This window comes from Streptomyces sp. NBC_01288, from assembly GCF_035982055.1.
GTDB lineage: Bacteria > Actinomycetota > Actinomycetes > Streptomycetales > Streptomycetaceae > Streptomyces.
The window spans coordinates 5,231,681-5,249,467 of record NZ_CP108427.1 but is presented as its reverse complement, the minus strand read 5'-3'; the positions used below and the strand labels follow the sequence as shown (position 1 = coordinate 5,249,467).

General features: G+C 67.7%; 17 protein-coding genes. 8 read left to right on the top strand and 9 right to left on the bottom strand.

Features of this window, described 5'->3' with window-relative positions; translation table 11 throughout:
* Positions 1-80: 80 nt before the first annotated feature.
* The 5 genes from OG194_RS23520 to trxA all read left to right on the top strand — a co-directional run bounded on the left by OG194_RS23520 (position 81) and on the right by trxA (position 5,046).
* Positions 81-1,793: a protein kinase family protein gene (locus OG194_RS23520; RefSeq protein ID WP_327402799.1), complete on the top strand. Its 1,713-nt coding sequence runs from the start codon at positions 81-83 to the stop codon at positions 1,791-1,793.
* Positions 1,794-1,820: 27 nt separating this feature from the next.
* On the top strand, positions 1,821-2,546 hold the full coding sequence (gene sigM, locus OG194_RS23515; RefSeq protein WP_327402798.1) for an RNA polymerase sigma factor SigM: 726 nt from the start codon (positions 1,821-1,823) through the stop codon (positions 2,544-2,546).
* Positions 2,543-3,517, top strand: a complete 975-nt coding sequence (locus OG194_RS23510) for an anti-sigma factor family protein (RefSeq protein WP_327402797.1) — start codon at positions 2,543-2,545, stop codon at positions 3,515-3,517. The genes sigM and OG194_RS23510 overlap by 4 nt, the downstream gene beginning before the upstream one ends.
* Positions 3,518-3,689: 172 nt before the next feature.
* A complete protein-coding gene (gene trxB / locus OG194_RS23505) occupies positions 3,690-4,658 on the top strand; it encodes a thioredoxin-disulfide reductase (protein ID WP_327402796.1) in 969 nt (322 codons plus the stop codon).
* A gap of 52 nt (positions 4,659-4,710) precedes the next feature.
* Positions 4,711-5,046 carry a thioredoxin gene (gene trxA / locus OG194_RS23500; protein WP_327402795.1) on the top strand — a complete coding sequence of 112 codons (336 nt, stop codon included), beginning with the start codon at positions 4,711-4,713 and terminating at the stop codon, positions 5,044-5,046.
* A gap of 69 nt (positions 5,047-5,115) precedes the next feature.
* Here the strand turns inward: trxA and OG194_RS23495 are convergent, their stop codons facing one another.
* From OG194_RS23495 to rpmH, 9 genes are all read right to left on the bottom strand, one after another.
* Positions 5,116-5,733: a GNAT family N-acetyltransferase gene (locus OG194_RS23495; protein WP_327402794.1), complete on the bottom strand. Its 618-nt coding sequence runs from the start codon at positions 5,731-5,733 to the stop codon at positions 5,116-5,118.
* A gap of 327 nt (positions 5,734-6,060) precedes the next feature.
* A complete protein-coding gene (locus OG194_RS23490; protein WP_327402793.1) occupies positions 6,061-7,149 on the bottom strand; it encodes a ParB/RepB/Spo0J family partition protein in 1,089 nt (362 codons plus the stop codon).
* Positions 7,146-8,219 carry a ParA family protein gene (locus OG194_RS23485; protein ID WP_078652772.1) on the bottom strand — a complete coding sequence of 358 codons (1,074 nt, stop codon included), beginning with the start codon at positions 8,217-8,219 and terminating at the stop codon, positions 7,146-7,148. Before OG194_RS23485 ends, OG194_RS23490 begins: the two co-directional genes overlap by 4 nt.
* Positions 8,220-8,561: 342 nt before the next feature.
* Positions 8,562-9,278, bottom strand: coding sequence for a 16S rRNA (guanine(527)-N(7))-methyltransferase RsmG (rsmG, locus tag OG194_RS23480; protein WP_327402792.1), 717 nt, complete (start codon positions 9,276-9,278; stop codon positions 8,562-8,564).
* Positions 9,279-9,413: 135 nt separating this feature from the next.
* Positions 9,414-9,926: a Jag family protein gene (locus OG194_RS23475; protein WP_327402791.1), complete on the bottom strand. Its 513-nt coding sequence runs from the start codon at positions 9,924-9,926 to the stop codon at positions 9,414-9,416.
* A gap of 16 nt (positions 9,927-9,942) precedes the next feature.
* Positions 9,943-11,244: a membrane protein insertase YidC gene (gene yidC, locus OG194_RS23470; RefSeq protein WP_327402790.1), complete on the bottom strand. Its 1,302-nt coding sequence runs from the start codon at positions 11,242-11,244 to the stop codon at positions 9,943-9,945.
* Positions 11,245-11,247: 3 nt separating this feature from the next.
* Positions 11,248-11,601, bottom strand: coding sequence for a membrane protein insertion efficiency factor YidD (yidD, locus tag OG194_RS23465; RefSeq protein ID WP_019073355.1), 354 nt, complete (start codon positions 11,599-11,601; stop codon positions 11,248-11,250).
* On the bottom strand, positions 11,598-11,969 hold the full coding sequence (rnpA, locus tag OG194_RS23460) for a ribonuclease P protein component (protein ID WP_078532680.1): 372 nt from the start codon (positions 11,967-11,969) through the stop codon (positions 11,598-11,600). Before rnpA ends, yidD begins: the two co-directional genes overlap by 4 nt.
* 21 nt (positions 11,970-11,990) lie before the next feature.
* A complete protein-coding gene (rpmH, locus tag OG194_RS23455) occupies positions 11,991-12,128 on the bottom strand; it encodes a 50S ribosomal protein L34 (protein ID WP_003967884.1) in 138 nt (45 codons plus the stop codon).
* A gap of 398 nt (positions 12,129-12,526) precedes the next feature.
* Here rpmH and dnaA point away from each other — a divergent pair, with 398 nt between their 5' ends.
* The 3 genes from dnaA (at position 12,527) to gnd (ending at position 17,761) form a co-directional block, all read left to right on the top strand.
* Entirely contained in the window at positions 12,527-14,455 is a 1,929-nt protein-coding gene (gene dnaA / locus OG194_RS23450) for a chromosomal replication initiator protein DnaA (RefSeq protein WP_327402789.1), read from the top strand.
* Between the two features lie 1,149 nt (positions 14,456-15,604).
* On the top strand, positions 15,605-16,735 hold the full coding sequence (dnaN, locus tag OG194_RS23445) for a DNA polymerase III subunit beta (protein ID WP_327402788.1): 1,131 nt from the start codon (positions 15,605-15,607) through the stop codon (positions 16,733-16,735).
* Between the two features lie 150 nt (positions 16,736-16,885).
* Complete coding sequence (gene gnd, locus OG194_RS23440; protein WP_327402787.1) at positions 16,886-17,761, top strand: phosphogluconate dehydrogenase (NAD(+)-dependent, decarboxylating); 876 nt, start codon at positions 16,886-16,888, stop codon at positions 17,759-17,761.
* The last annotated feature ends 26 nt before the right edge of the window (positions 17,762-17,787 follow it).

Here is a 17,787-nt window from a genome sequence, read left to right as displayed (position 1 = left end):
GTCGTGCATAGCGGCAGACTGTGGGCACAATTGGTTTCGGCGTCGAACAGCGTGCAACGGATGGGGAGGCAGGAGCGACGGTGGCGGAACGGAGCACGGCTGCCGTCGACGTGGCAGACAACAGCGGTGACGAGCCGCTGACCGCCAAGGCGGACCAGTCCACGGCCGACGGGGTGGCCCAGAACCCGGAGCGGGACACGGAGAGCGACAAGACACAGGGGAGCGGCGGGATCGAGGAAACCGAGAAGGCCTCGCCTCCCGAACTGCACAGCGGTCACAAGCTCGCCAGACGCTATCGCCTCGAAGAGTGCGTCACCCGTCTGGACGGCTTCAGCAGTTGGCGCGCGGTGGACGAGAAACTCCGCCGTGCCGTCGGCGTCCACATCCTGCCCGCGGACCATGCGAGGGGCCGCTCGGTGCTGGCCGCGGCCCGTTCCTCGGCGCTGCTGGGTGATCCCCGCTTCGTCCAGGTCCTGGACGCCGTGGAGGAGAACGACCTCGTCTACGTCGTCCACGAATGGCTGCCCGACGCCACCGAGCTGACGGCGCTTCTGGCCACCGGCCCGCTGGAGGTGCACGACGCTTACCAGATGGTCAGTCAGATCGCCTCGGCCATGGCCGCCGCGCACCGCGAGGGCCTCGCCCATCTGCGCCTGAACCCGAACGCGGTGCTGCGCACCTCGTCCGGCCAGTGGCGCATCCGCGGTCTGGCCGTCAACGCCGCGCTGCGCGGCATCAGTTCGGACACCCCGCAGCGCACGGACACGGAGGCGATCGGCGCCCTGCTGTACGCGGCGCTCACCCAGCGCTGGCCGTACGAGAGCGACGCCTACGGCCTGTCCGGGCTGCCCAAGGGCGTCGGTCTGATCGCCCCCGACCAGGTGCGTGCCGGTGTCCACCGCGGTCTGTCGGAGCTCGCCATGCGCGCGCTCGCCAACGACGGTGCCACGGCCTCCCGGCACGAGTCGGCGTGCACCACGCCGGAGGAACTGGTGAAGGCCATCGGCGAGATGCCCCGCATCCGCCCGCCGGAGCCCGTGTTCACCGCACCACCCGAGTACCAGCGCACGACGTACCAGCAGGGCACGTACGGCCGCCCGGCGCCGCCCGGCGCCAACCAGGTCCCGCCGACCCCGCCGCCCCCGCTGCAGAGCCGCACGGGCAAGGCCCTCAAGTGGGCCGTGTCCGCGCTGCTGATCGCCGCGCTGGGCCTGGGCAGTTGGCAGCTCGCGGACGCGCTCATGGACCAGGGCAACAAGTCCGAGGACACGAAGCAGACGCAGACGACGGACGGGAACGACAAGACCGGCGACAAGACCAAGCCGGTCAAGACGCTCGCGATCCAGGGCGCCAAGGAGTTCGTGGCGAAGGGCGACCCGCAGCATCCGAACGACGTCGCCAAGACCTACGACGGCGACAAGTCAACGTACTGGCGGACCTCCAGCTTCATAGGGGGCCCGGTGCTCGCGCCGTACAAGCCGGGCGTGGGCATCGTCTACGACCTCGGTTCGGTCCAGGACGTCTCCACGGCGGCCATAGGGCTCTACTACAGCGGCGATCACACGACGGTGCAGCTCTACGCGACCAACTCGCTGTCGCCCTCCTCGCTGGACTCCATGACGCAGCTCGGCACCGTCACGACGACCGGGACCAGTGCCACGGTGAAGGTCACCAAGCACGTGAAGAGCCGGTACGTTCTTGTCTGGCTCACCGCTCTGCCGCACGCGGACAGCGACCAGTACAGCGACGCCGGCTACAAGCAGGCCATCACCGACGTGAAGTTCACGGGCTGACGTCTCACCGGAGGGGGAGGGGGTCCGATGGCGGAAGGCGCCGGATACGACGAGACGAGCGATCAGGATCTGCTCGCCCGCCATGTCGAAGGCGACCCGGACGCCTTCGGTGAGCTCGTACGACGGCACCGGGACCGGCTCTGGGCCGTTGCCCTCCGCACGCTGGGAGACCGCGAGGAGGCCGCTGACGCGGTCCAGGACGCCCTCGTCTCCGCCTACCGGGCCGCCCACACCTTCCGCGGCCAGTCGGCCGTCACGACCTGGCTGCACCGCATCACGGTGAACGCCTGCCTGGACCGCGCCCGCAAGGCCGCCTCCAGAAAGACATCCCCGGTCGACGACACCGAGCGCCTCGAACAGCTCCTGGAACCGCACGAGTCGGCCTCGGCTCCCGCGGAACGCAACGACCTGCACCGCCAACTGCTGGAAGCCCTGGGCACCCTCCCGCCCGACCAGCGCGCCGCCCTCGTCCTCGTGGACATGCAGGGCTACCCCGTCGCAGAGGCCGCCCGCATGCTCGATGTGCCGACCGGCACGGTGAAGAGCCGCTGCGCCCGCGGAAGAGCCAGACTGCTGCCGCTGCTCACCCATCTACGGCCGGAAAGAGCCGGTGACGGCAAGGAACCGGGCGCAGGACGGAACCGGGCGCAGGGGACATCCGTCCCACCGGCAGCGGGACCTCGCGACGAGGGTCCCGAGGATGCAGGGCCGAGCGATTCAGCTGCTGTGAAGGGCGGAGGTGGGCGAGCGTGACATCCACGACAGACACGGCCGGGCACCCGGACGTCGCGGAGATCTCCGACCTCACCGAGGGCCTTCTCCCACCGTCCAGGGGAGCCGAGGTACGACGGCATCTGGACGAGTGCGAACTCTGTGCCGACGTCCACGACTCACTGGAGGAGATCCGGGGTCTGCTGGGCAGCATGCCAGGCCCTCCGCGCATGCCCGCCGAGGTCGCGGGCCGTATCGATGCAGCCCTCGCCGCAGAGGCACTGCTGGGCTCCACCGCACCCGAGTCCCTGGCCGCGCCGACGTTGGTGAGCGCATCCCGAGCTACATCGGGCGAGGACGGCGAGGACGGGGAGCACACCGAGGCGCATGTTTCACGTGAAACATCGCCCACGGCAGCCCCCCCATCAGGACACGCACACGCGGCGACCGGTCCCGGACGCAGCAAGGAACGCAAGGAGCGGAAGCGCGGCGGACGTCGCGGGAGGATCGTCCTGGGAGCCGTGTTCACCGCGGCCGTTCTGGGAGCCGGTTCTCTGTTCATCCAGTCGCTGGGCGACCACACGTCGTCCGACACGACTCAGGGGAACTCGACCAGCTCTGCGGACACCTTCTCCAAGGGGAAGCTGGAGAGCGAGGTCTCGGGTCTCCTCTCCACCAAGTCGTCCACGAGTCAGGGCGCCAACAGCGAGAAGCCCTGGAACGTCGCGTCCGATCCCGGCGGCGCGGAGTCTTCCACCAAGACTCCCAAAACCCTGATCCAACCGTCCGGCTCCATCCCGGACTGCATCCGGCAGGGCGTCGACCGTGGCAACACGGATGTCCTCGCTTTCAAGAAGGGCACCTACAACGGGACCGCCGCCTATCTCGTGGTGCTCCCCGACGCGTCCGACAACAGCCGGGTCACGGCCTACGTCGTCGACGCGGCCTGCGTGAGCAGCCAGACATCCACCCCTGGCAAGGTCCTTCTGACGCGGTCGTTCCCGCATTCCTGACTGCGGCCGCCGCCTCTCCGTCCGTCGTGGCGATTCCCTGCCGCGTGCTGTCTCCGTGTGCCCGGACACAGCGGGAATGCGGGCCCCGTAGGATCCGTTGGGTGGTGTGGAGGCTCCGACAGGGGGCTCCCGCCGGTCGTACTGACGCAGTCCAGAGACGAGGAACCAAGCCGTGAGCGACGTCCGAAACGTGATCATCATCGGCTCCGGGCCCGCCGGCTACACGGCGGCGCTCTACACCGCGCGCGCGTCGCTGAAGCCGCTGGTGTTCGAGGGTGCCGTCACCGCTGGTGGCGCGCTGATGAACACCACCGAGGTCGAGAACTTCCCGGGCTTCCAGGACGGCATCATGGGCCCCGAGCTCATGGACAACATGCGCGCCCAGGCCGAGCGCTTCGGTGCCGAGCTGATCCCGGACGATGTGGTCTCCGTCGACCTGACCGGTGAGATCAAGACCGTCACGGACACCTCGGGCACCGTGCACCAGGCGAAGGCCGTCATCGTCACCACCGGCTCTCAGCACCGCAAGCTGGGCCTGCCGAACGAGGACGCGCTCTCCGGCCGGGGTGTCTCCTGGTGTGCCACCTGTGACGGGTTCTTCTTCAAGGACCAGGACATCGCCGTCATCGGTGGCGGCGACACGGCGATGGAGGAGGCAACCTTCCTCTCCCGTTTCGCCAAGTCCGTGACGATCGTCCACCGGCGGGACAGCCTGCGTGCCTCAAAGGCGATGCAAGAGCGCGCCTTCGCCGACCCGAAGATCAAGTTCGTCTGGGACAGCGAGGTCGCCGAGATCGAGGGCGACCCCAAGCTCGCCGGCCTCAAGCTGCGCAACCTGAAGACCGGGGAACTCTCGGACCTGGCGGTGACGGGCCTGTTCATCGCGATCGGCCACGACCCCCGCACGGAGCTCTTCAAGGGCCAGCTCGACCTGGACGGGGAGGGCTACCTGAAGGTCGAGGCACCCTCGACCCACACCAACCTGACCGGTGTCTTCGGCGCCGGTGACGTCGTCGACCACACCTACCGCCAGGCGATCACCGCCGCCGGTACCGGGTGCTCCGCCGCTCTGGACGCCGAGCGCTTCCTCGCCGCTCTCGCGGACGAGGAAAAGGCAGAGCCCGCGAAGACCACCGTCTGATCCCGTCTGATCCCCATCCTCGCCATCGCACGATCAAGTTAAGGAGCCCGCCGTGGCCGGCACTCTGAAGAATGTGACCGACGCTTCCTTCGATGAGGACGTCCTCAAGAGCGACAAGCCCGTCCTGGTGGACTTCTGGGCTTCGTGGTGCGGTCCGTGCCGCCAGATCGCTCCGTCCCTCGAAGCCATCGCCGCCGAGCACGGCGACGCGATCGAGATCGTCAAGCTCAACATCGACGAGAACCCGGCGACGGCCGCCCGGTACGGCGTCATGTCCATCCCGACCCTGAACGTCTACCAGGGTGGCGAGGTGGCCAAGACCATCGTCGGCGCCAAGCCGAAGGCCGCGATCCTTCGCGACCTCGACGAGTTCATCGCCAGCAAGTGATGTTTCACGTGAAACCGTGTTTCACGTGAAACATGCAGGGGCCGACTCTCCGGAGTCGGCCCCTTCGCTTTAGAGCGGTCGAAGCGCTGGTTCCTTCTGTACGGCCCCCAGCAACCGGTCGAGCGCCATCTCCACGTCTTCCTTCCAGGAGAGCGTCGTGCGCAGCTCCAGCCTCAGCCGTGGATAGGCGGGATGCTGGCGGACCGTCTTGAAACCCACGGCGAGCAGATGGTCGGCGGGCAGGACGCAGGCAGCCTCTTTCGCGCGGGCATCACCGAAGGCCTCGATCGCCTTGAAGCCCCGCCGCAACAGATCCTTGGCCACCGTCTGCACCATGACCCGGCCCAGTCCTTGTCCCTGGTAGCCCGGCATGATGAACGACGTCATCAGCTGCACGGCGTCCGGTGACACGGGGCTCGTGGGAAACGCCGTCGAGCGGGGGACATAGGCAGGGGGCGCGTAGAGGACGAAGCCCACCGGCACGTCATCGACGTAGACGACGCGCCCGCAGGAGCCCCAGTCCAGGAGGACGGCGGAGATCCAGGCTTCCTTCTCCAGGGCCGCCGTGCCCGCCTTTACCGCGGCTTGCCCGCTGACGGGGTCCAGCTCCCAGAAGACGCACGACTGACAACGGTTGGGAATGTCCGGGAGGTTGTCCAGCGTGAGCGGTACGAGCCGACGCCCCATGAAGGCTGATCCTCGCTTCCTTCGCCCGCAGCGCCACGGGCGGCTGTCAGAGCGCTGCGTTCCCTGAGCAGACTGCCGACGAACCCACCGACCGCCCCCAGGCCCAGACCCGCGCTCACCAGTCCGGTGCGGCTCACCGTTCGCATGGCCCCCGCCTCCCCTAAGAGGTGCTGCCAGGTGGATGCGCCATACCCGAACGCATCGTATCGATGATGCGATTGCATCGATACCGACAGAAAGCAAAGAGCGGGCCGCGTTCCGGTACACACCGGACACGGCCCGCTCTGCTGGTTGGACGGACAGGACGCCTGCCGTCGGCAGGACGGCTCAGGCCTCGTCCTCCGAGTCGTCGTCCAGCAGACTCCGCTGAAGGACCGGCCCCTCGCCCGGGGCGAGCGAACCGAGGATCCGCTCAAGGTCCTCCATCGAGGCGAACTCGACAGTGATCTTGCCCTTCTTCTGGCCCAGGTCGACCTTCACCCGGGTCTCGAAGCGATCAGAGAGACGCGTGGCGAGATCGGACAGCGCCGGGGAGACCAGGGCGCCGGCCCGCGGTCCCTTGGAACGCTGAGCGGTCTGGGGACGCGAACCCATCAGGGTCACGATCTCCTCGACGGCCCGCACCGAGAGCCCCTCGGCCACGATCCGGTGAGCCAGCCGGTCCTGCTCCTCCGAGTCGTCCACGGAGAGCAGCGCCCGGGCGTGACCGGCGGAGAGGACTCCGGCGGCGACACGGCGCTGGACCGACGGCGAGAGCTTCAGCAGACGCAGGGTGTTGGAGACCTGCGGACGCGAACGCCCGATGCGGTCCGCCAGCTGGTCGTGCGTGCAGTTGAAGTCCTTGAGCAACTGGTCGTAGGCAGCCGCCTCTTCGAGCGGGTTCAGCTGGGCGCGGTGCAGGTTCTCCAGGAGAGCGTCCAGGAGAAGCTTCTCGTCGTCCGTAGCCCGCACGATCGCCGGGATCGCCTCCAGGCCGGCCTCACGGCAGGCCCGCCAGCGCCGCTCGCCCATGATGAGCTCGTAGCTCGTCGGGCCGATCTGCCGTACGACGACGGGCTGGAGGAGGCCGACCTCCTTGATGGAGGTGACGAGCTCTTGCAGCGCGTCCTCGTCGAAGACCTCACGCGGCTGACGCGAGTTCGGCGTGATGTCGTCGAGGGGCAGCTCGGCAAAGTAGGCACCGACGGGCGGCGCCGGCGCCTGCAGGACACCGTACGACGGGTCCTCTGTCTCGTAGGAGACCGGCGGCAGCGTGGTGACCTTCGCCGCGGCCACCCCTCGGTCGCCGGTGATGACCGGAACAGCCGTCGGGGACGCGGAACCCATGGCAGCCGGAGCTACCGTCTTCTCCCCGGTCGGGGCTGCGGGGATCAGTGCGCCGAGCCCACGGCCCAAACCCCTCCGTCGCTCGCTCACTGGATGCCCTCCACCATGCTCTGGTCGCTCTGAGCGCCGATGTGCGCATGCGGTGCGTCGTAGCTGACGCCCACACCCTTCAGCGCGATTTCCCTTGCTGCCTCAAAGTAGGAGAGGGCACCGCTCGATCCAGGATCGTAGGTCAGTACCGTCTGCCCATAACTCGGCGCCTCGGAGATACGGACCGAGCGGGGAATGCTCGTCCGCAGCACCTCGTCGCCGAAGTGACTGCGCACCTCGTCCGCGACCTGGGACGCGAGACGCGTCCGGCCGTCGTACATGGTGAGCAGGATGGTCGACACATGCAGGTTGGGGTTGAGGTGCCCCCGAACCAGGTCGACGTTGCGGAGCAACTGTCCGAGGCCTTCCAGCGCGTAGTACTCGCACTGGATCGGGATGAGAACCTCCGCGCCGGCGACCAACGCGTTGACCGTCAGCAGGCCGAGCGAGGGCGGACAGTCGATGAGGATGTAGTCCAGCGGCTGCTCGTAGGCCTGAATCGCCCGCTGCAGTCTGCTCTCACGCGCCACCAGGGACACCAGCTCGATCTCCGCACCGGCGAGATCGATCGTGGCAGGGGCACAGAAGAGACCCTCGACATCGAGGACCGGCTGCACGACCTCGGAGAGAGGCCGGCTGTCGACCAACACGTCATAGATGGAAGGAACTTCCGCGTGGTGGTCGATCCCCAGTGCCGTGGACGCGTTGCCCTGTGGGTCGAGGTCGACCACCAGAACACGGGCACCGTGCAGTGCCAGCGAAGCGGCAAGATTGACGGTCGTCGTCGTCTTGCCCACCCCGCCCTTCTGGTTGGCGACGACCATGATGCGGGTCTGCTCAGGACGCGGCAGGCCCTCGCCAGCACGGCCTAGGGCTTCCACCGCCAGTTGGGCAGCACGACCGATGGGAGTGTCGTCCATAGGGGGCGGTGTTTCACGTGAAACATCCTCCCCCATCGACTCGGTACGGGGACCGGGGACCGGATCGGTCATCGGTCCCGCGATGTTGGCGTCGGACCGCAAGGATTCACTCTCCTCGACTTCAGGCTCGCAATGAACAGAGCCTCCCATGTCTTCAGGGTCGTGAACCAGTGAGGCCTGTTGTTCTGTGGAGAATTCCACCTCTGTGGACAACTCCGTGCCCTCTCCGAGTGATCCGAGAGGCTTCCGGTCGCGGGGTTCGGCCGCGGCGCGGGTGCGACCGATGATGCCGTGTAGCAGTGAGCGACGTTTCACGTGAAACACGATGCACAGCCGCCGAGGCCGAACTGTCGACGACACTCCGGCGTGAGTAGGTTTGGCAGCTTGTGTGGAGTAAGTCTCGTCGTCAGGACGGATCAGCGACGCGCTTCACGCGCTGACACCGACGTGCCTCAACCGCTGAGACCGACCCGTCCCAGCGCTGACACAGCCTCAACGACGCCGGCGTGTACGGCCCGTACGAGCCGCCTTGGCACGCTTCGCCGCGAAACGAACCCCGCCGGGGCTCTCTCCGACCTCGACACGCACCACCGTGGACAGCGGATCGACGATGCCTTCGCCGACATGCAGGATGGACGTTCCCACGGCTCCGAGCTTGCTGAGCACGGTCCCCGCACTCTTGAGCTCCTCCTCGGCCGTGTCCCCCTTGAGGGCGAGCATCTCGCCGTAGGGACGCAGCAGCGGGATGCCCCAGGTGGCCAGTCGCTCCAGCGGAGCCACCGCCCGGGCCGTCACCACATGGACCGGCTGCAGGGTGCCCATGACCTCCTCGGCACGGCCGCGCACGACGGTGACGTGGTCGAGGCCCAGGAGTTCGACGACCTCGGTGAGGAAGGTCGTACGGCGGAGCAGCGGTTCGAGCAGGGTGATCTTGATGTCCTCGCGGACCAGGGCCAGGGGAATGCCCGGGAGGCCGGCGCCGGAGCCGACGTCGCAGACCGTCACTCCGTCCGGCACGACCTCCGAGAGGACCGCGCAGTTCAGCAGGTGCCGCTCCCACAGGCGGGGCACCTCGCGTGGGCCGATCAGGCCGCGCTGCACACCCGCGTCGGCGAGCAGCTCGGCGTACCGGACCGCGTCCTCGAAGCGATCGCCGAACACCTCGCGCGCCTGCTCGGGCGCGGGGGGAAGCTCCGCTGCCTCCGTCACGGGGGACCGTCCTTCCGTACCGCAAAAGCGCATTGGGCGCTGACCACCAGGACCACCAGAACTACAGGACTATCAGGCTGACAAAGTTCGGCCCCGTCTGCTCAACAGACGGGGCCGGTGGAACGTCGGGACCGATCAGGCGGGAAGCACGACGACGAAGCGCTGCGGCTCCTCGCCCTCCGACTCGCTGCGCAGTCCCGCGGCCTTGACCGCGTCGTGCACGACCTTGCGCTCGAACGGGGTCATCGGATTCAGCTTCACCGGCTCGCCGGTGTTCTTCACGTCGGCCGCGGTCTTGGCACCCAGCTCGGAGAGCTCGGTACGCTTCTTGGCGCGATAGCCCGCGATGTCCAGCATCAGCCGGCTGCGGTCCCCGGTCTCTCGGTGCACGGCCAGGCGGGTGAGCTCCTGGAGTGCTTCCAGCACCTCACCGTCACGGCCGACGAGCTTCTGGAGATCACGGCCGCTGTTGTCGCTGATGATCGAGACAGCGGCGCGGTCGGCCTCGACATCCATGTCGATGTCGCCGTCGAGATCGGCGATGTCCAGCAGACCCTCAAGGTAGTCCGCCGCGATCTCGCCCTCCTGCTCCAGGCGGGACAGGGTGTCTGCACCCTCGGCAGCGGCGGAGGTGATGCCTTCCGTCACGGGATGGACTCCTTCTTTACTTCTTGGACGGGGACTTGGGCCGCTGCGGACCCTTGCGCTGTCCGGACTGGGCCTTGCTGCGTGTGCCGCCGGCCGGCTTCGGGGCGGGCTTCTTCGCGGCGGTGGCGGGCTTGGCGTCCTCGGGCTCGTCCGACTTGGTCAGCGAGGTCTTCGGCTCGTCGGCGTCGTCAGCCTCGTGCTCGGCGCTGTCGTCGGCCGCCTTCGCGGCGGCGGACTGGCGCTGGGCCTTGGTCTGCCGCTTGGGCTGCTGACGCCTGGGAGTGGCAGCCGGGGTCGGCGTACCGTCCTCGGAGTCCACAGCCGCGCTCTCACCCTTCGCCACGTTGCCGTCCGGCTGGGCCACGAGGCCCACCTTGGTGAGGCTGTTGATGAACTTGCGCTCGAACTCGTTGCGGTCACGGCCCTTGGAGACGATCGCCTTGACGATGGCCTTCTCACCCCGGCTGCGCGTCTTCTCGTGGTGCGTGACGTGCTTGGTCAGGCGCTCCAGGTAAGCGGCCTGGGCCTTGGAACCCGGGGTGGGGTTGTTGTGGATGACGTACATCTGCTGGCCCATGGTCCACACGTTGGTGGTCAGCCAGTAGACGAGGACACCGACAGGGAAGTTGATGCCGAAGATCGCGAACATGACCGGGAAGACGTACATCAGCATCTTCTGCTGCTGCATGAACGGCGTCTTCACCGTGGTGTCGACGTTCTTCGTCATCAGCTGGCGCTGCGTGTAGAACTGCGACGCCGACATCATCACGATCATGATCGCGGTGACGACCCGGACGTCGGTCAGTGTGGCACCGAGCGCCTCGACCTTGCTGCTGCCGTCCGTGAACTTCGCGGCCAGCGGAGCGCCGAAGATGTGCGCCTTACGCGCGCTGGCGAGCAGCGAGTCGTTGATGACGCCGATCGTCGAGCCCGTCGCGATGCCGTTGAGCACGTGGTACAGGGCGAAGAAGAACGGGGACTGCGCCAGGATGGGAAGGCACGAGGAGAGCGGGTTGGTACCCGACTCCTTGTACAGCTTCATCATCTCTTCGGACTGACGCTGCTTGTCGTTCTTGTAGCGTTCCTGGATCTTCTTCATCTCGGGCTGCAGGGTCTGCATGGCCCGGGTCGCCTTGATCTGCTTCACGAAGAGCGGGATCAGACAGATGCGGATCAGGATCACCAGGGACACGATGGACAGGCCCCAGGCCCAGCCCGTGTCGGGACCGAAAACCTTCCCGTACACCGAGTGGAACTGGACGATGACCCAAGAAACGGGTGTCGTGATGAAGCTGAAAAGACTGGCAATCGTGTCCACTAATCATGCTCCTTGGGCATGGGACGGTGTCTCTGCGGCCGGGCTCGAAGGACTCAGCCCTTCAGTGGCCGTTTCGGCGGCGGAGGTCCCGCCCTTGTCTGCGCGCCGTGCGCCCCGCAGCATCTCGTGCCACCGCGGGCGCTTGCGCGGTGGGACATGGTCCACACCGCCGAGCGACCACGGATTGCAGCGCAGGATGCGCCAGGCCGTGAGCGCTGTGCCCTTGATCGCGCCGTGCCGGTCTATGGCCGTGTAGCCGTAGTGGGAGCACGACGGGTAGTACTTGCAGACCGGCCCGAGCAAGGGACTGATCGTCCACTGGTAGAGCTTGATCAGCGCCAGTAGTGGGTACTTCATCGCGCGCCCCCTCCCAGCAGCCGCTGAACGGCGGCATCCAGGTCTTGGGCCAGCTGTGCATGGTCGGCGTCGCCCGCTCCGGGCAGCGCTCGTACGACTACCAGGCTACCGGGGGGAAACAGGGCGACTCGCTCGCGCATCAGATGACGGAGTCTGCGCTTCACCTTGTTGCGTACCACGGCACCGCCCACCGCCTTGCTGACGACGAAACCCGCACGCGTCGGGGGAGCGCTCTCCCCTGGCGCGTGCGGGTCCGTGGCACCGCTACGAAAGTGGACGACGAGAAGCGGGCGGCCGGCCCGGCGACCCCGTCGTACCGCGGTCGCGAAGTCTTCGCGCCGCCTCAGCCGATGCTCGGTAGGCAGCACGACGTCATGACCTGATCGGGATCAGGCGGACAGGCTGCTGCGACCCTTGCCACGACGGTTCGCGAGAATCGCGCGACCGGCACGGGTACGCATCCGCAGACGGAAGCCGTGGGTCTTGGCCCGGCGACGGTTGTTCGGCTGGAAGGTGCGCTTGCTCACGAGAGGGCTCCAGAAATAAATCGGTGGTGGCGGGTGCCGTCCTGGCTGTCACCGTGCGCCCACGAGTAGCTCGCAGTTACGCCCGAGTGCACCGCTTCCCGATCACCTCGAAGCGATCTGTGCCCATCGGAGGCAGGCGGCAGCAGCCATCGACAACTCGACCTGGTCACGGTACGCGGGGCTACGCCATCCGGTCAAACCAGCGGTCACGAGGAGACACTATCCACAGGCTGGGGACAACAACTTGAACCGCACCCGCCGCCCTGACTACCGTGGCTGGACTCCGACTCGTTCCTTTGTCCCCCGCCCCACACCTTTTTCCCGAGCGCCCCACCCGATGTACATCCCGTCCCGTCCGCGAACCACACGTTCGTGGGACCCGTGAGAGAGCGTGCCCTGTGGCTGACGTACCTGCCGATCTTGCCGCAGTGTGGCCACGAGTGCTGGAGCAACTTCTCGGTGAGGGGCGTGGGCAGGGTGTCGAGACCAAGGACGAGCACTGGATCCGGCGCTGCCAACCCCTGGCACTCGTCGCCGACACCGCCTTGCTCGCCGTACCGAACGAATTTGCGAAAGGCGTGCTCGAAGGCCGCCTCGCCCCGATCGTCAGCGAGACGCTGAGCCGCGAGTGCGGCCGGCCGATCCGCATCGCGATCACCGTCGACGACTCCGCCGGCGAGCCCCCCGGCCCGCCGGCGCCCCCCGCCCAGCCCCAGCGGCGCTACGAGGAACCCGAGCAGAGCCGGGACCCCTATGAGGGCGGCTACGGCCGTCATCGCGCCGAGCCGCTCCCGGGCGGCCCCGGCGACCAGTTGCCCACCGCGCGTCCCGCCTATCCGTCGGAGTACCAGCGCCCCGAGCCGGGCGCCTGGCCGCGTCCGTCGCAGGACGACTACGGTTGGCAGCAGCAGCGGCTCGGCTTCCCCGAGCGGGACCCGTACGCGTCGCCTTCGCAGGATCAGTACGGACCGCCGTCCCAGGACCAGTACGGGCCACCGGTGAAGGACAAGTACGGTCCGCCGCAGGACTCGTACCAGTCGCAGCAGGACCAGTACGCGCCGCCGCAGCAGGACTACCGCCCGCAGTCGATGGAGCGTCCGTCGTACGAGCAGCAGCGCGCCGAATACGAACAGTCGCGGGCCGAGTACGAGAAGTCCCGCGAGCAGTACAACCAGCGCGACGCGCGCCGCGACCTGTCCGACTCGCACGCGCCGTCCAACTCCGGTCATGTGCACCGCAGCGGTCCGGGACCGCTGGGCTCGAAGCCCGCGCCGGCGGCCGGCCCGGGTGAGCCGACCGCGCGCCTGAACCCGAAGTACCTCTTCGACACGTTCGTCATCGGTGCCTCGAACCGGTTCGCGCACGCGGCCGCGGTCGCCGTCGCCGAGGCGCCCGCGAAGGCGTACAACCCCCTTTTCATCTATGGGGAGTCGGGGCTCGGCAAGACGCACCTGCTGCACGCGATCGGGCACTACGCGCGGAGCCTGTACCCCGGCACGCGCGTGCGGTACGTGAGCTCCGAGGAGTTCACCAACGAGTTCATCAACTCGATCCGCGACGGCAAGGGCGACAGCTTCCGCAAGCGGTACCGCGAGATGGACATCCTTCTTGTCGACGACATCCAGTTCCTCGCGGACAAGGAGTCGACGCAGGAGGAGTTCTTCCACACCTTCAACACGCTCCACAACGCGAACAAGCAGATCGTGCTCTCCAGCGACCGGCCGCCCAAGCAGCTGGTCACGCTGGAGGACCGGCTGCGGAACCGCTTCGAGTGGGGACTGATCACCGACGTCCAACCGCCCGAGCTGGAGACCCGTATCGCCATCCTTCGTAAGAAGGCGGTGCAGGAGCAGCTCAACGCCCCGCCGGAGGTCCTGGAGTTCATCGCCTCCCGCATCTCGCGCAACATCCGCGAGCTGGAGGGGGCACTGATCCGGGTGACGGCGTTCGCGTCGCTCAACCGGCAACCCGTCGACCTAGGTCTCACCGAGATCGTCCTCAAGGACCTCATCCCGGGCGGCGAGGACTCCACACCGGAGATCACCGCGACGGCGATCATGGGCGCGACCGCCGACTACTTCGGCATCACGGTCGAGGACCTGTGCGGCAGTTCGCGCGGCCGCCAACTGGTCACGGCCCGGCAGATCGCCATGTACGTATGCCGCGAACTGACCGACCTCTCGCTCCCGAAGATCGGCGCACAGTTCGGCGGCCGCGACCACACGACGGTCATGCACGCCGACCGCAAGATCCGCGCCCTGATGGCCGAGCGTCGCTCGATCTACAACCAGGTCACCGAACTGACCAACCGCATCAAGAACGGCTGACCGCCGCGGAGTTACGACACCAGAGCTACGACACCGAAGGGCGCCCCGGGATCTCTGCCGGGGCGCCCTTCGGCTTGCCGGGAGACGGCCGGTACGGCGCGCACGGAGGAGGCCGGACCGCGCTTCGGCGGACGCCGGGAGCGGGCGGAGAGGACGGAGAAGAGGCGTCAGAGAGGCGTCGAAGGAGAGCGTCCCGGAGGTGTGCGGAGGCGTCCGGGACGATCCGCAGCGTTTCCGGACCCCCTTCCGGAGCCTCTCCGAGGGTGCTCCGACTCGGTCCGCGGCCGATCCTCAGCCCGTCCGGAGCCCGTTTGGAGCTGATCCGACAGCCCCTCGCCGTCGTTTCAAACCCACGGACCGACCACCCGCTGTTCGAATACCCGCCGGGTTACGGCCGTCCTCCACAGATTCGGCGACTTTCTTCCGTCCACATCCTGGGGACTGTGAAGTTGTCCAGATCGTGTCCACAGGCGCCGCGGGTGAGGGACGATCAGACCAGGTCAGGTGCTTGTGGATTCGTGGACAAAAGATATCCACAGGCTGTGGACGGATCTTTGATCCCCAGCCTGTGGATCAAGTTGTCCACCGACAACCCACAGGCTGGGGGCGGTTGTCCCCAGCGATCTCCAGCTTCTCCACACCGCTGTCCACTGTTCGGCAACGCAACGCGCCATCTCACCGTGTCGAGTGAAAGGCGTCACACGAAGGTGCCGGGTTGGGCTGTGGGAAAGGCGGGTAAAGCTGGGGACGGCGCTGGGGAGAAGTGGCCCTCGGCTGTGCATGGGGTGTGCAGAACTTTCCGTTCTCCACAGAAACCCGAGGTTGTCCACCGCCGTCGCCCACAGGGTCGGTGGACAAAATTCCTGCCCTGAGCTGCGAAAACGCGGTTATCCACGGTATCCACAGCCCCTACTACTACTAGCAACTAGAGAGAGCTGGGAAACCGTTTCGAAGCGGGGCCTGTGCACAACTCGCGCTTCGTCGCCCGACAGCCCCTCGTCACGACTTGACCCCGATAGGCACCTACTGTCAGTGCCGTGCGTCAGACTGTTCCCCGATGTCCTTCCCCTCACAGGGACCGACGACACCGAGACAGACGACGAAGCCAGGCAGGCCGAGAAGCGCCGGCAACAGCAGGAGGCGGCAACAGTGAAGATCCGGGTGGAACGCGACGTACTCGCGGAGGCAGTGGCCTGGGCGGCACGCAGCCTCCCGGCCCGTCCGCCGGCGCCGGTCCTCGCCGGCCTCCTGCTGAAGTCCGAGGAGGGGCAGCTGAGCCTGTCCAGCTTCGACTACGAGGTCTCCGCACGCGTGTCGGTCGACGCGGAGATCGAGGAGGAGGGCACGGTCCTCGTCTCCGGCCGACTGCTCGCCGACATCTGCCGCGCTCTTCCGAACCGTCCGGTGGAGATTTCCACAGACGGTGTACGGGCGACGGTGGTCTGCGGCTCCTCCCGCTTCACCCTGCACACACTCCCTGTGGAGGAGTACCCGGCGCTGCCGCAGATGCCGGGCGCGACCGGCACCGTCCCCGGTGAGGTGTTCGCCTCGGCGGCCGCCCAGGTGGCCATCGCGGCCGGCCGTGACGACACGCTGCCCGTCCTCACCGGTGTGCGGATCGAGATCGAGGGCGACACGGTGACGCTGGCGTCCACCGACCGCTACCGCTTCGCGGTCCGCGAGTTCCTGTGGAAGCCGGAGAACCCGGAGGCGTCCGCGGTCGCCCTGGTGCCCGCCAAGACGCTCCTGGACACCGCCAAGGCCCTCACGAGCGGCGACAGCGTGATCCTGGCGCTGTCCGGTTCCGGCGCGGGAGAGGGCCTCATCGGCTTCGAGGGTGCCGGGCGTCGTACGACCACCCGCCTCCTGGAGGGCGACCTCCCGAAGTACCGCTCGCTGTTCCCGACGGAGTTCAACTCCATCGCCGTGATCGAGACCGCCCCCTTCGTGGAAGCCGTCAAGCGCGTGGCCCTGGTCGCCGAGCGGAACACGCCGGTGCGGCTGAGCTTCGAGCAGGGTGTGCTGATCCTGGAGGCCGGTTCCAGCGACGACGCACAGGCTGTGGAGCGCGTCGACGCGAACCTTGAGGGCGACGACGTGTCGATCGCCTTCAACCCGACGTTCCTGCTGGACGGCCTGAGCGCCATCGACTCCCCGGTCGCCCAGCTGTCGTTCACGACGTCCACCAAGCCCGCGCTGCTCAGCGGCAAGCCGGCCCTGGACGCCGAGGCGGACGAGGCCTACAAGTACCTGATCATGCCGGTCCGCCTCAGCGGCTGATCCGTACCCGACGAGAACACCGCAGGTCGGGGCATACCGCTCGGTACTTCTGAGCGCGTATGCCCACAGGTGTGCATGACCGTCCGGGTTTAGGCTCGGACACAGGTACGCAAGTGCCTTCATGCCACGTCGCACCCTAAGGAACAACTGATGGAGCTCGGTCTCGTCGGCCTCGGCAAGATGGGCGGCAACATGCGCGAGCGCATCCGCCGCGCAGGCCACACCGTCATCGGATACGACCGCAACCCGGACCTCGCCGATGTCCACAGCCTGGGAGAGCTTGTGGGCAAGCTCAAGGGCCCGCGCGTGGTGTGGGTGATGGTCCCGGCCGGCGCCCCGACCCAGGCGACCGTCGACGAGCTGGCCGGGCTCCTGGAGCCCGGCGACGTCGTCGTGGACGGCGGCAACTCCCGCTGGACGGACGACGAGAAGCACGCCGAGGAGCTCGGGGCCAAGGGCATCGGCTTCGTCGACGCGGGCGTCTCAGGCGGCGTCTGGGGCCTCCAGAACGGCTACGCCCTGATGGTCGGCGGCGACGCCGAGAACATCGCCAAGGTGCAGCCCGTCTTCGACGCCCTCAAGCCGGAGGGCGAGTTCGGCTTCGTGCACGCCGGCAAGGTCGGCGCGGGCCACTTCTCGAAGATGGTCCACAACGGCATCGAGTACGCCATGATGCAGGCCTATGCCGAGGGCTGGGAGCTGCTGGAGAAGGTCGACTCGGTGACGGACGTCCGCGAGGTCTTCCGCTCCTGGCAGGAGGGCACGGTCATCCGCTCCTGGCTGCTCGACCTGGCCGTCAACGCCCTGGACGGCGACGAGCACCTCGACAAGCTCAAGGGCTACGCCGAGGACTCCGGCGAGGGCCGCTGGACCGTCGAGGCCGCCATCGACAACGCCGTGCCGCTGCCCGCGATCACGGCCTCCCTCTTCGCGCGGTTCGCGTCGCGCCAGGAGGACTCGCCGCAGATGAAGATGGTCGCGGCACTGCGCAACCAGTTCGGCGGCCACGCGGTCGAGACGAAGTAGTCCACAACCTGGGGGAGGTCGGCGAA

What these genes read in the sequence shown, in the direction of transcription:
- sigM (WP_327402798.1), top strand. Translation starts at nt 1,821, where the DNA reads ATGGCGGAAGGCGCCGGATACGACGAGACGAGCGATCAGGATCTGCTC.
- OG194_RS23495 (WP_327402794.1), bottom strand. Translation starts at nt 5,733, where the DNA reads ATGGGGCGTCGGCTCGTACCGCTCACGCTGGACAACCTCCCGGACATT.
- OG194_RS23485 (WP_078652772.1), bottom strand. Translation starts at nt 8,219, where the DNA reads ATGGGAGGCTCTGTTCATTGCGAGCCTGAAGTCGAGGAGAGTGAATCC.
- yidD (WP_019073355.1), bottom strand. Translation starts at nt 11,601, where the DNA reads ATGAAGTACCCACTACTGGCGCTGATCAAGCTCTACCAGTGGACGATC.
- gnd (WP_327402787.1), top strand. Translation starts at nt 16,886, where the DNA reads ATGGAGCTCGGTCTCGTCGGCCTCGGCAAGATGGGCGGCAACATGCGC.